The following is a 13,383-nucleotide window of genomic DNA, read 5'->3' as shown; positions in this document are numbered from 1 at the left end:
AAAATAATTTCTACTTTGCAAAAGAAGATTCCAGGTGTTTTAAACGCTGTTCAAAAATGGCCTGGGTATGCTTCATTTCCCTATTTACTTTTTGTAAGGCTTGATTTTCATTTTCTAAAGCCTCTATTTTTTTTGCTAATTCCTGAGTTGCAGAGATATTCAGCATCGATAAAGCATCATAATCTACAGTTCTTAAATCTGATACTTCCGTTCCGTAGACAAATAACTTCCCTTTAAGGTCTTTACCAGCCAGGTTTACTGTTATACTATTAGAAGTGCTGTTTTGTATTTCCAAAACAAATTCCCCTGTTTCATCATATACTTTAAGAAACTTATCTTCTTTAGCAATAGCAACAGGCTTTTCAAAGGTAAAAACAGATCCGTTTTGTTTAGCCAACTGATAGATATTCGGGATAAAAGTTTTTACATTGCTTTTATTAACTGCCTGAGGATATATGGCCTCCACTTCCTGTGCAATCACCTTTTTAAATTCCTGTTTGCCATACAATGCTTCATCTTTCATGAGATAATTGGTAATGCTGAGCTTTTTTAAGATCATTAAATCCTTCACTCCATCTGACTTCCCTTTGATGTTTTTAATCCTTTTATCTGAAAAAAGAGAGCTTTGTGCTACACTGAGCTTTCCTACCGATATGATATTTCCATCTGCATAGATAGAAGTATTGGTATTGAAAGTTCCCATATCATTAGTATAATTCGGATAAGTAGTTAACGTTCCGGCAAAAGAGCCTGAATCAGGACTTATTCCGTAATATGTAAGACTGGATACCGGTAGAGGCCATACGGCAGTCTTTAAACGGATATCCAAGGGGAACTGTGGAGTATTGGTTCCAATTCCTATATTCCCGTTCTGGTCAATATTGATTCTTCTGTTCCCATCACCATCAGCAATGATAACATTATTGGAAAGTGAGGCGGGCAGGCCGGTCACATTGGCTCCTATAATGGTATTCGATTTTCCGGAAACAAGTCCTGCAGCTGCCCGGAAGCCTATGAAAGTATTATAATTATTCACCGTGTTTAAGTTATATCCTGCAGATCCGCCAATCGCAGTATTTCCCCTTCCACCGGGAATCAAACGGAGAGCATCCCCTCCTATTCCTATATTGTGGTCTCCGGAAATAAGCTCACGAACAGAACTGGCTCCGATCCCAACGTTGCCTATTGTACTTTTAGCAGAATAGAGTGAAAAATAACCATTGGCAACATTATTATTTCCATCCAGATTTGAATATAAAGCCCGATATCCATAGCCGGTATTCTGTATCCCGGATTTGTTGTTGCTCAACACCTCTGCCCCAATCGCTGTATTCATACTTCCTATTGTATTCGAAATTAAATTATTAACGCCTACCGCAGTATTGTTAAGCCCTGTTGTATTAGCTGTTAAGCTGTTGACTCCAAAGATGGTATTGGTAGTGTTTAATACACCCGATACAATATTATTTCTTTTAAAAATAACATCAACATTATCAGAAGTGCCTATAAAATTAATTCCGTTTACCATCCCTGAATTTCCGGTCAGGCTCCATCCTGTCATCACAATAGGTGTCAGATCATCCAGTACTTTGGTCCAGCGTCCCGCAGTTGTACTCCAGTAGTAATACCCTGGTAAGACATCATTTGAAAAAGCAGTGTTATAAATCATTAAAGAATTGGCAGGCGCCGGTATTGTGGCAGTATCTGAGCTTCCGGTTAAGGGTACTCTGGGGATCAAAAGACCTTTATTAAAACCTGCAATATCAAGAGTTGAGGACGGATCAGGTGTTGTTGTATTGATACCCACCTGGGCCTGGAAATTGTTTTCAAAAAAAAGAAATAACAGCAGCAGCGTGCATTTTTTCATGTTGTAGAGGTTAGTGAATTCTTACGAAATTCAAGGAATCGTTTCGCAAGAGGATCAGGTTATCATTTTTATAAGAAACACAAAATTAGTAAAGCAAAATGATATGGATACGCTTCTGTCAGGCTCTTTTGCAGAAATCAGGACTTAATGAATAGCTTCTGCTAAAATTTTAGCTCGCAATAGAAGCTATTATTTTTAATCGTCATTAGAGTATCAATGGCTCTACAAATAAAATTCTATAATACATAAAGCAGATATTTTTTTGACAAAATTGTCAATTTAAACTCTATCTAAACAAATGTTTATTTGAATTTATATTCAATTAATTATCAATCAATTACAAATAAAATCATATAAACGTTTAGTGATTTTTTTATTGATTTGCATCATAAAAAATATTTTTGGCAAGTAATTTGAAAGATACTCTGCGTTCAACTGAAAATGTTGATCAGTAGTAAAATTTAAAATTAAAGAAAGAGTAAAATTTAAAAATTAAAGTTATGAAAAAGTTAATTTTAGGATTGGCAGTAACTGCAGGTACATTGGCATTCGCTCAGCAAACACCTTCTTCAGTAAGCTCAGCAACGTTTGGGGTAAAAGGAGGAATGAACGTATCTTCACTTTCTAACGGAGCTGATTTAAGTGATTCTAAATCTAAAATCGGGTTTAATGCGGGAGTATTTGCCAACATTCCACTAGCTAGTTCATTTAGTGTACAACCAGAGGTTATTTATAATGACCTGGGTTCAAAAGTAACGAGAGAATATACATTTGTAGGAAATAAATATAAAGATGAATATTCCAGAAATTTAGGATATATCGCAGTACCGGTAATGTTCCAGTATAATGCAACTCCTGAATTTTATCTTGAAGCAGGTCCTGAATTTGGATTTTTGGTAAGTGCCAATGATAAATTCAAAAGCTCTACCAATAGTAATACAAGCTCTCAGGTTTCTAGTCTTAATAAAGATGACTTTAAAACCTTTAACTTCGGTATTGGTATTGGTGCAGGATATTACTTCACTCAAAACTTAGGAATTACGGCAAGATATACGGCAGGTCTTACTGATATTTATAAAAACAACTCAGGTGACGCTGTAAAGAACAATGTATTCCAGGTTGGCTTAGCTTATAAATTCAAATAAGCTTATTACATTCACTAACAAATTTTATATTCAATACAAAAGGGTCAGATTATTTTTTAATCTGACCTTTTTTATTGAGTTAATTCAAAATAAAATAAATTAAAAAGCAGAAATTATTGAAATTTAACCATTAAAAATAAAAATCACTATTCAATTATTTCATGTAAAAACATACATGACTAAAAAAAATAAATAATTTGATTTTTTGGCACAGTGTTTGATAATAAACAAACTGTTAAATAAAACTTAAAAACTATTAAATAAATACTTATGAAAAAGATTCTTTTAGGCCTTGCCTTAGTAGCAGGTACTTTTACTTTCGCACAAAAAACTTCATCAAATACTGCATCTTCTTCTCCAATTAGATTTGGTTTAAAAGCTGGTCTTAACGTTTCAAGCCTGTCAAATGGTGGATGGAATTCTAAAGCAGGATTTTACGGAGGTGTATTTGCAAATATTCCTGTAGCACAAGACTTCTCAGTACAACCTGAAGTTTTATACAGTGGAATGGGAGCAAAAGCTAAGTCTAACAGTGATGTAAAGTTGAATTTAGATTATATCGCTGTACCCGTAATGTTCCAATATAACGCTCTTCCAAATTTATATCTAGAAGCAGGTCCTCAATTCAGTTTCTTAATAAACTCAAAATTAAAGGATAGCAATACTTCTATTGATGCTAAAGACGGTACTAAAACGTTTGACTTTGGACTAGGTCTTGGAGCTGGATACTACTTTACTCCAAACATCGGAGTTAATGTAAGATATGTTGCAGGTTTAACTGATATCGCTAAAGACAGAATCGGTGGTGATTCTGTAAAGAACGGAGTATTCCAGGTTGGATTGGCTTACAAATTCTAAACTTACGCTTGATAACAAATTTTATATCAATAGAAAGTCAGATTATTATTTAATCTGACTTTTTTTTATATAATTCCGTAAATCATTTTTTTTGGCAAGGAATTTGCCTCTTATGTTTTGATTGTATCCAATTTCGCAACATTTCCAACTTGCTATTTCTGTAATTTTAATGGAATATTTCCATTTCAAAACCCGGATCAATCAGCCCGGCTATTTTTTACGAAGAATATTACTGAGACAAAGTTGGTCAAAACATGCATTTGCATCGGGTTGTCATTATTTAAAAATACATTTTGATTTCAATAGAAAAAGTCAGGTTTACTTGTTTAAGCCTGACTTTTTCGCTTACAACATGACTTTTATAAATCGTGCTTATTTTGGCAATTTTGCTAGGCTCAAGAAATTAATTTAAAGTTTAAACCATGAAAAAATTATTTCTGTGTCTGGTATTTTCAGGAGGTTTACTGGTAAATGCGCAAGAAAATGAAAATCCACCACAAAAAGAAAAATCTTCCTCTCCTGTTATTTTTGGAATGAAAGCCGGTTTCAACACTTCTACTTATAATTCTATCTCGGAAAACGAAGGCTTTGACAATAATGAAAAACTAAAAGCTGGTTTTAATGCAGGTCTCTTTGTGAATATTCCTGTAGAAGAAAAATTTAACATACAGCCTGAGCTTCTTTTCACTCAACTGGGCTCAAAGACACAAAATCGTTTTAGTCACTATTCTAACGTTTATGGTTTTGCCACTGACAGCAGTCATAGAACAACCCTGAATTACCTTGTTCTTCCTATTATGGTTCAATATAACATTCTGCCTCAATTATATGTGGAAACGGGACCTGAATTCGGATTGTTATTGGGCGGAAAAATAAAAGGAGAGCAAACTACTACGGAAGTATCGGGTAATAAATCATTTTCATATACTGAACATTTTTCAGGGAAAATTGAGAAAGATTTCTATAATACATTCAATTTTGGAGTGGGCATCGCTGCAGGATATTATTTAACTCAAAATCTGGCAGCAACAGCAAGATTTACAGCCGGACTTACGGGCATTTATAAGAATAGTCCTTCCGATAGCAGAGTTAAAAATAATTCATTTCAAATTGGGTTAGCTTACAAATTCAAATAAAGATTTCTTTATTTTCAAATCAAAACCGGGCAGTAAAATGTTCGGTTTTTTCTATTTTATGGGTATCAGCACACATTCCAACAAAAATATTTCCCGTTTTGTTGAGAATTAGGTCAACTCCTATTTGTATTCATTATAGATATCATTATTTTTTTCTTAAAAAAACATATTTAAATTATACATATAAAACCCATTTTAGTTTAAAATTCTTTACGAAATACAAACCTATGTAACATATTTTTTCATAAAAAAAGATTAAAAGTACAAAAGAAACAATCCTTAAAAACCACTTCAACACCCCTGTAGATAAGACTTTTTCGAGTTTGGCAAGCAATTTGCAAAATAATTCAAGTCTGATTGATAAATCGTAGACAAACAAATAGTAAAAAAATTAAAAGAATAAAATTATGAAGAAGTTATTTTTAGGATTAGCATTAACTGCTGGTACATTAGCTTTCGCTCAGGAAACAACTAAAACAGCAACCGCCTCTCCATTAAAAAACGATGTTCAACCAATTAGATTTGGTATCAAAGCAGGAGGAAACTCAGCTTATTTCAGTGAGCAAAAATTTGGTATGAATAGCCAAAAATTAGGATTTCATGCAGGAGCGTTCGTTAATATCCCAATCTCTAAACAATTCAGCTTACAACCAGAGGTACTTTACAATCAAATGGGTGCCAGAGATGTAGTATATTCAACAGAAAATACTGTAGGCTCAACAACGATTAAAACTAAAGGAGAGGATAAAGTAACTATGAACTATATTTCAGTTCCTTTAATGCTACAGATGAGACCAATGGAGAAATTCTACATTGAGGCTGGACCTGAATTCAGTTATTTCATCAATGGAAAAAACAAAGGAGAATCAACAATTTCAAGTACTACAGGAGGAGTTACTACTACAAAAACAGAATCTCACTCTGAGGATCTTGATAAAGACCAAATCAACAGGTTCAACTTCGGTTTAGGTCTTGGTCTTGGATATGATATTACTAATAATATCGGTATTAGTGCAAGATATGTAAATAGCTTGACTAAAATCGATAAGAGCAGACCTGCTGCTGAGAATAACAACAGAGTATTCCAATTAGGTCTGAACTACAAATTCTAATTAAAATAAACCAATTTTTTAACTCTTAGTGCAGATTTCTGCATGATATAAAATAGCCGGAAGAATTTCTTCCGGCTATTTTAAATTATTGAAATATACGCGGATCATCACTGATCACACCGTCTATTCCCATATTTTTCAGTTCTTTCAATCTTTCTTTGGTATTAACAGTCCATGGTATCACCTTCATCCCTAATGCATGGCATTCTTTGATCAGCTCGGGAGTAATGAGATTATGCTCAGGACTGTAAATCGTTGGAGTAAAACTTAAAAATTTCATATCTCCCGCTACACCACGAAGATGATTGGGATATAATTTAAATTTCTCCAGCGGTATATTTTTAAAATAGGTTTGTTGTTGAGCCAGTTTTTTATCATCTACCTTTTCTATCAGAAAAGCGGTCATTATTTTAGGATATTTTTTGTGAATAATCTCGAGGGTTCTCGGATCAAAAGACTGGATAATCACCCTGTCCTGAATTCCTTTTTCCAGAATAATTTTCATCATCAGATCAACGAATTCCTGAGGTTCAGGATGAAAGATATTGTCAGAAAAAGGACGGGTCTTTGTTTCAATATTGTAGAAAGGTAAAGGTCTTTTCAATTCGCGGGCATAGCTTTCACAAGAGTCTATTACAGCCGAAAAAAGAGGTTTCTGCACCTTCATTTTCTTTTGATCAGGATAGTTATTCAATTTCTTTAAGCCTACATCAAATGTCCGGATCTTTGCATACGGCATCTCATAGATTTTATAATAAAACCCGGAATCTTTTGGAATATAGGTCCCATCAGGTTTTGTAACCAATTCAGGCGAAAGAAAAGCATCATGGGAAAGGACTACTTTTTTATCTTTTGTTATAGCCAGATCCATTTCCAGGGTCGTGACATTCATTTTCAAAGCATTCTTCATAGCCGGAATTGTATTTTCCGGATACAAGGATTTCCCTCCCCGGTGTGCCTGCATATCGAAAGACTGTGCAGTATAAAATTGAGTAAAAACAAGGAAAATACCTGTAAAAAATACGTTTTTCATATCCCGAAATTTTAATCTGTTAAAATTAAAACTTACTTATGTACTATATACTACAGGAATATTAAGCTTTTGATATATTTAGAATCTCAGAGTTTTTTTTCAAAATAGCATAGTATAAAAAAGAGCCAGGCTGTTTACCTGACTCTTTTTATTTATGTAAGAAATATTAATTAAATAATTCCAGCTCCTCTCCTTTTCCTACCGGATATTCTTCTGTAAAACATCCAAAGCAGTGATTAGAAGATCCTAAAATATCTTTCAGATTGTCAATGCTTAAAAATTCCAGAGAATCAACTCCCAGGTAGTTTTTAAGCTCCTCTGTAGACATATTTGCAGAAATCAAATCATCCTTTGAAGGGGTATCAATTCCTAAATAACAAGGCGCAATAATAGGAGGAGAAACACTTCTGAAGTGAATCTCTTTTACACCTGCATCTTTTAAGATTTTAACCAGCCTTTTAGAGGTCGTTCCACGAACGATAGAGTCGTCAATAATCACAACTCTTTTACCTTTCATTTCAGAAATAATCGGATTCAGCTTTAAATTGACCACTCTTTCTCTCATTTCCTGAGTCGGAACGATGAAACTTCTTCCAATGTATCTGTTTTTGATCAATACAGGGCGGAATGGTATTCCTGAAGCCTTTGAGAAGCCAATGGCAGCCGGAACTCCGGAATCCGGAACCCCGATCACAAGATCTGCCTCTACAGGGGCCTGTTCCCAGATTTTCTCCCCGGATTTTTCTCTGATTTCATATACATTGATATTCTCTAAGGTAGAATCCGGTCTTGCAAAATAAATATATTCAAAAGAACAGATTCTCTGCTTACCTTTCGCCTCATCCATCATATAAGAATGAAGTTTTCCGGGCTCATTTTCGTTGGTATAAATAATCTCTCCCGGAAGGATATCGCGTACATATTGAGCTCCTACAGCATCCAGCGCTACAGATTCGGAAGCCACCACATATGACTTCTCATCAATAGCTCCTAAAACCAACGGACGGATTCCATTGAAATCCCTGAAAGCAAAGAATTTATTTCTGGTCATTCCAACAACAGAATACGCTCCTTCAATTTTCTCCATGGTAGCTTTAATAGCCCCGCGAAGACCTAAGTCCAGATTTTTCTGGATTAATCTTAAAATCACTTCAGAATCGGAAGTTGCTCTGAAAACTACACCTTCAGCTTCTAATTCAGCTTTAAGTTCTTTCGCATTGGTAAGGTTACCATTGTGAGCTATAGAAAGTATAATCTGGTCATATTCGTTTTTCGCGAAAAATGGCTGGAAGTTATATTTCTTTTTATCTCCTGCAGTCGTATAACGGGTATGCCCGATCGCAGAATTTCCCATAAAAGTATCAGGTTCCTGAATGTCTTTATAAACATCTAAAACTAAACCTTCATCCTTCATATTGGTAATTCTCCCTTCTTTTAAAACGGAAATACCGCACGCTTCCTGACCTCTGTGCTGTAGCGCAAAAAGCCCGAACTGCGAAAGAGAGAAAGTATCCAGATCAGCATCCGAATACAATCCGAAGATTCCACACTCTTCATTCGGAGCATCCAGTCTTTCCTCTTCCTGAGTTCTGAAAAGATTTCTTCCGTAAGTCTGGGTTTCAAACTGTTTTAAATATTCACTTTTATGAATGTCTAAACTTTTCATTTTTTCTAATTGTAGATCTTAGAAGTCAGATTTCAGATTTCAGACTAAAAACTAACTTCAAATTTTAATTTTGTTTTTAAACTAACAAAGTATTTTTCGGTGCTAATATCTGATATCTAGCATCTGAAATCTTATTTCTGTAAAAGATTTTTAAGACGGTTGTAGATTTCTACGTAAGCCTCAGTTACTTCTCCTAAATCTCTTCTGAATCTGTCTTTATCAAGCTTCTTCATGGTATCTTTATCCCAAAGTCTGCAAGTATCAGGAGAAATTTCGTCAGCCAAGATGATTTCTCCGTCAGAAGTCTTCCCTAATTCAATTTTGAAATCGACTAAGATGATATTAATTTTATCAAAAAGATCGATAAGGATTTCGTTGATATCAGAGGTCAATTCATACATTTCATCCAATTCCTCATACGTAGCTGCACCTAAGAATACAGCGTGGTGATCATTGATAAGCGGATCTCCCAATTCATCTTTTTTGTAGCAAATATCGAAGATTGTTACCGGAGATTTGATTCCTTCTTCCACTCCTAATCTTTGTGCCATGCTTCCTGCAGAATAGTTTCTCACCACCATTTCCAAAGGAATAATTGATACTTTTCTTACCAACTGCTCTCTTTCGTCCAATTGCTTAATGAAATGAGTTTTGATCCCTTTTTCATTTAAATATTCAAAAATAAGAGTAGTGATGGCGTTGTTCATTTCCCCTTTCAGGTCAACCTGGCCTTTCTTTTGAGCGTTAAATGCTGTAGCATCGTCTTTGAAACGCACTACTACTTCATCAGGATTATCGGTAGCAAATACTTGTTTCGCTTTCCCTTCGTACAACATTTCTTTCTTTTGACTCATAATTTTACTTTCTAAATTGTAGTTAGATTTATTGATTTATTTTATTATTATTCCTGTTAGGACAGCCAGTCCAAAGCTCAGCAGTGTACCAATCAGTACGTATTCCGTAAGCTTTCTCTGTTTTGCCTGTGCAAGGTCACTGAATCTGAAAACAGATTTTGCAGCCACCATGAAACCTACGCCTTCCCAGTGATTCACCATGATAAAGGTAAAAACCAGTAAGCGTTCTAAAATTCCGATATATTTTCCGGCACTTGTTAAAGATTCGGTTTGGATATTGTTGGGACCATCCGGAGCAGGTGTCCAGGATGATAAAAGAAGTTTAATGAAAATAGATGCAGGTGTTGTCAAAAACAAAGCCGCCATTATTATTTTCAAAAACTCCTGATTCTGCAAAAAGCTGAAATCAAATTCACCGAAATAAAAAGAAACTCCGGCAATCACCAAAACATGCAGCATCTGGTCTATGAAAAACCATCTTTTCTTTGTTTTGACATTTTGAAAACTAAGCTTTGCAGCGTCGATAATAAAATGAGAAATTCCTATCAAAGCAGCAACCCACCATAGTTGTAAATCCCAAAGGAAAATAAAACTTAAAACGGTATGAATCAGAACATGATAGTATAAAAACTTACTTTTCAGTTTATAGTTTTCCTTATCTGCAACCCAAGAGTTTGGCTGAAGAGTAAAATCTCCGAGTAGATGTGCCAATATGAGTTTAATAAAGATCATGTCTATAGTTCTGAGATTTTCTTTCTAAAATACTGGTTGGTTTCTACGATGAGCTCATAGTTGGCTCTTTTCAGTCTCTGGCTTATCGAGGACTGTGAAATAGTAAATTTCTTAGCAAGATCTTCCTGTGTGATGTCCTGATTCATGATCATTTCATGAATAATCTCCGAGGTAGCCATTGTCCAGTTATCAAAATCCTTTGACGACCATTTCAGCAGGATATTAAGATCCCTGTCTACAGAATCATTAGATGTTTTGATCGCAACCGTATGACCGTCACTTTTCAAATCATTCAATAACCTCCCGGAATTTACGTACGCTGTACCATTAGATTCTGTGATTTTTTCCGAAGAAAAACTTTCCTCCCCAATGCCTATGGCCATTCTTACGTCTAAATTTTCCTGACTTTTAATAAGAGATTTTATGGCTAGAAAACGCCAGAATACGTCATCAATATTGCATTTGAACTGAAATTCGTCTCCCCTGTAAATTTCCCATGTATGAGGAACGCTTCCCCAATTTTCGAGAAGATTTTTAAGTCTGGTAATCCAAACTTCAGTATCCGCATGCTGTGAATTTATAATATCACCGGTAATGACCGCTATCATACTGCAAATATAAGCATAATTACTTATAAATAAAAAATATAAGCAGAAACACTTATAGATATTGATTATTAGTGAATCTGCTTATATCAATTTTATAGTAACCATAAGGTTTTTAAGACCTTATATCAAATCAAAAAAAATACAGGAAGTGAAAAACTGATATTTTTTTTCCAATTTAACTCTACTTTTTTAATAAGAAGCTTGTTCCTGCTATCCGCTCATACTCCTCGCTCCCTCCTTTCCCATTGCTTGCTGTGGGGTAACCGCTACTATCAGGGCTAATAACCTTGCCGAAATTTCAAACCCCTCGCAAGGTTACAACTATGATCTATAAAAAAATAAAACCTAACAGGTTTCAAAAACCTGTTAGGTTGGATATCATTGAAATATGAGCTACTCTTTTACTATTTTTTAATAAACTGCTGCACATGCTCATCCAGCCTCAAAAGATACGTTCCAGCAGGAATTCCCTGCACAGAAATATTATTTTTATTCTTAAACGGATCCTTTTCCGTATAAATTACTTTTCCTGAGAAATCAATAATCTGGGCTGTTTTTATTTTTTCTGTAGCTCCTTTGGCAAAAAGATAATCAGACACCGGATTAGGATATATTTTCACATCATTTTTAACGGCAATAAGCTCTGCCGCAGATAAGGTTTCACCAAGATTCTGACAGTAATTGGACGGATAAGCGTCCCATTCTCCCATAGTAAATGTACTATTGGGCTGGTTAACTGTATTCTTTCTATATAATGAAACATTACCATTGGTGTTGAGTACGTATTTTGTACCAATAGCATCTACAGTAACTGTTTTATTATAAGCAAGCTCTACATAATTTTCTCCTCTGAAAGTCATAGGATCAGAAGCTGTTACAAATTTAGCCTGGTCAATGGAATAACATGATAAATTAGCTTTTGGATTCAGGATTACAAAAGTTTCATTATTCCCTATTTTACCTTCAAGCTCGTAAGTATCTGCATTATAAATAGCTCCATTTGTATTGTTTTTAAGCTGAATATTAATTCTGTAATTATTTAAATCCACTTCATGCCCTGTTTTATTTACAATTTCCAGTGCATTATTCTTAATAGTATTGGCTATATTATTGGTTCCTGATATATACTTTGTGATCATAAGATCGGGAGCATATAAATCCGAGGCCAGAGTTGCAGTGGTAACAGAATTACTGAAAGGAGATTCAAGATACCCTTTGTCAAAAGCTTTCACAGTAAAAGTATAAGTAGTGGACGGATTCAAATGATCGATCGTTATAGAAGTCCCCTTTGTGACTGCCACAGGTGTTGCTGCACCATTCACGTAAACCCGGTATCCTAAAATATCTGCGTCAGCAGAAGCAGTCCAGTTCAGGTTGATAAAATACGCATTCTGCTGTGATGAGACCAAGGATGCAGGAGCTACAGGCGCAATATTATCAGGCGTTTCAGACCAGATCGCATCAATCCATTCCGGATGGTCAATAAATGGGTTTCTGTTTTTCTGTAGGGCAAAAACAGCATTGTTTCTGTCAATCTCTCGTTGCGAAACAGGATCTGATGTACTCCATTGTTTCAGCATAGCAATGTAAGGGAGATCAATCGCTCTTTCTTCCGTTCCGTCAAGTGGACATTGATCCGTAGCAGGTGTTATTGTTGCAGAGGTACTGTATGCTGTATTGAAAGAGCCTAATTTACCTTCGTATCTTACCGCAAAATAAAGCAATGCTCTTGCAACATCTCCTTTAAACTCATCAATAGGTTCATACACCCTGCCTGTATAGGGATAATTGGGAATTGCCGCTTTTGATATTTTGGAACCATTCGTAAAAGTATAGTAATTTGTAGTTCCTGCAATTCCATAAGGATAATTATTTCTTCGCTGGTTAATATAGGCGTCCACAGGAATAATGAAATTCAGATCAGAATACATAGGATAATCACTGATGGATGAACTTGTACTGAATGTACTCTGTGGCATCATATGCTCCCTGTTATATCCCAGCCCTTCAGCACCGGCAGTTGAAATGAGCTGATCGATGGTATATTCATAAGCATCCGGTCCTGCAGGTTTTTCAGAATAGATATCCAGTAAATATTGTGTATTAGAGGCATCATGATCATAATATTTATCAAGATCAGTCTGGCCGTACAAAACTTTAAGATCATCATAATGCCAATTGACCATTTTTTCAGAAATAATATCGTGAAGTCTTGTTTTCAGAGCGTAACCTGTCAATCCAGCTGTTCCACTATAATATCCGGCAGGAGCCTGCGCAGAAAAATAAGAGGAAATCAAAATAATAGGAAGTAGAATTTTTTTCATGCCTTAAAAATTGGGCTTCTAAAATACTAAAATAAAACACCTATCAAG

11 protein-coding genes are annotated in these 13,383 nt (G+C 35.1%); 4 read left to right on the top strand and 7 right to left on the bottom strand.

Annotated features, from left to right (window positions below):
- Positions 1-10: 10 nt before the first annotated feature.
- The gene (locus C1631_RS02050) at positions 11-1,867 is read right to left on the bottom strand and encodes a phage tail-like protein (protein WP_109710100.1); all 1,857 of its coding nucleotides are present in this window, start codon (positions 1,865-1,867) and stop codon (positions 11-13) included.
- 500 nt (positions 1,868-2,367) lie between these two features.
- Here C1631_RS02050 and C1631_RS02045 point away from each other — a divergent pair, with 500 nt between their 5' ends.
- The 4 genes from C1631_RS02045 to C1631_RS02030 all read left to right on the top strand — a co-directional run bounded on the left by C1631_RS02045 (position 2,368) and on the right by C1631_RS02030 (position 6,118).
- On the top strand, positions 2,368-3,012 hold the full coding sequence (locus tag C1631_RS02045; RefSeq protein ID WP_103249529.1) for a porin family protein: 645 nt from the start codon (positions 2,368-2,370) through the stop codon (positions 3,010-3,012).
- Positions 3,013-3,282: 270 nt separating this feature from the next.
- Entirely contained in the window at positions 3,283-3,870 is a 588-nt protein-coding gene (locus C1631_RS02040; RefSeq protein WP_103249528.1) for a porin family protein, read from the top strand.
- A gap of 422 nt (positions 3,871-4,292) precedes the next feature.
- Positions 4,293-5,006, top strand: a complete 714-nt coding sequence (locus tag C1631_RS02035; protein WP_109710098.1) for a porin family protein — start codon at positions 4,293-4,295, stop codon at positions 5,004-5,006.
- Positions 5,007-5,413: 407 nt separating this feature from the next.
- On the top strand, positions 5,414-6,118 hold the full coding sequence (locus C1631_RS02030) for a porin family protein (protein WP_109710096.1): 705 nt from the start codon (positions 5,414-5,416) through the stop codon (positions 6,116-6,118).
- A gap of 85 nt (positions 6,119-6,203) precedes the next feature.
- On the opposite strand, the gene C1631_RS02025 is transcribed toward C1631_RS02030, so the two are convergent.
- The 6 genes from C1631_RS02025 to C1631_RS02000 all read right to left on the bottom strand — a co-directional run bounded on the left by C1631_RS02025 (position 6,204) and on the right by C1631_RS02000 (position 13,335).
- Positions 6,204-7,151, bottom strand: coding sequence for a glycerophosphodiester phosphodiesterase family protein (locus tag C1631_RS02025; RefSeq protein ID WP_109710095.1), 948 nt, complete (start codon positions 7,149-7,151; stop codon positions 6,204-6,206).
- A 166-nt stretch (positions 7,152-7,317) separates the two neighbouring features.
- Complete coding sequence (purF, locus tag C1631_RS02020) at positions 7,318-8,817, bottom strand: amidophosphoribosyltransferase (protein ID WP_109710093.1); 1,500 nt, start codon at positions 8,815-8,817, stop codon at positions 7,318-7,320.
- A 131-nt stretch (positions 8,818-8,948) separates the two neighbouring features.
- Positions 8,949-9,671, bottom strand: coding sequence for a phosphoribosylaminoimidazolesuccinocarboxamide synthase (purC, locus tag C1631_RS02015; protein WP_027372243.1), 723 nt, complete (start codon positions 9,669-9,671; stop codon positions 8,949-8,951).
- A 36-nt stretch (positions 9,672-9,707) separates the two neighbouring features.
- Positions 9,708-10,403: a DUF3307 domain-containing protein gene (locus C1631_RS02010; RefSeq protein WP_109710091.1), complete on the bottom strand. Its 696-nt coding sequence runs from the start codon at positions 10,401-10,403 to the stop codon at positions 9,708-9,710.
- Between the two features lie 2 nt (positions 10,404-10,405).
- A complete protein-coding gene (locus C1631_RS02005) occupies positions 10,406-11,011 on the bottom strand; it encodes a SatD family protein (protein ID WP_109710089.1) in 606 nt (201 codons plus the stop codon).
- A gap of 404 nt (positions 11,012-11,415) precedes the next feature.
- Positions 11,416-13,335 (bottom strand): endonuclease, encoded by a 1,920-nt coding sequence (locus C1631_RS02000; protein ID WP_109710087.1) that lies wholly within the window; start codon positions 13,333-13,335, stop codon positions 11,416-11,418.
- Between the last annotated feature and the right edge of the window lie 48 nt (positions 13,336-13,383).

Origin of the sequence: Chryseobacterium phosphatilyticum (assembly GCF_002899825.2) — a bacterium.
GTDB classification, from domain to species: domain Bacteria; phylum Bacteroidota; class Bacteroidia; order Flavobacteriales; family Weeksellaceae; genus Chryseobacterium; species Chryseobacterium phosphatilyticum.
Note: the sequence above shows the minus strand (reverse complement) of the source record. Positions and strands in the feature narration are given on the sequence as shown.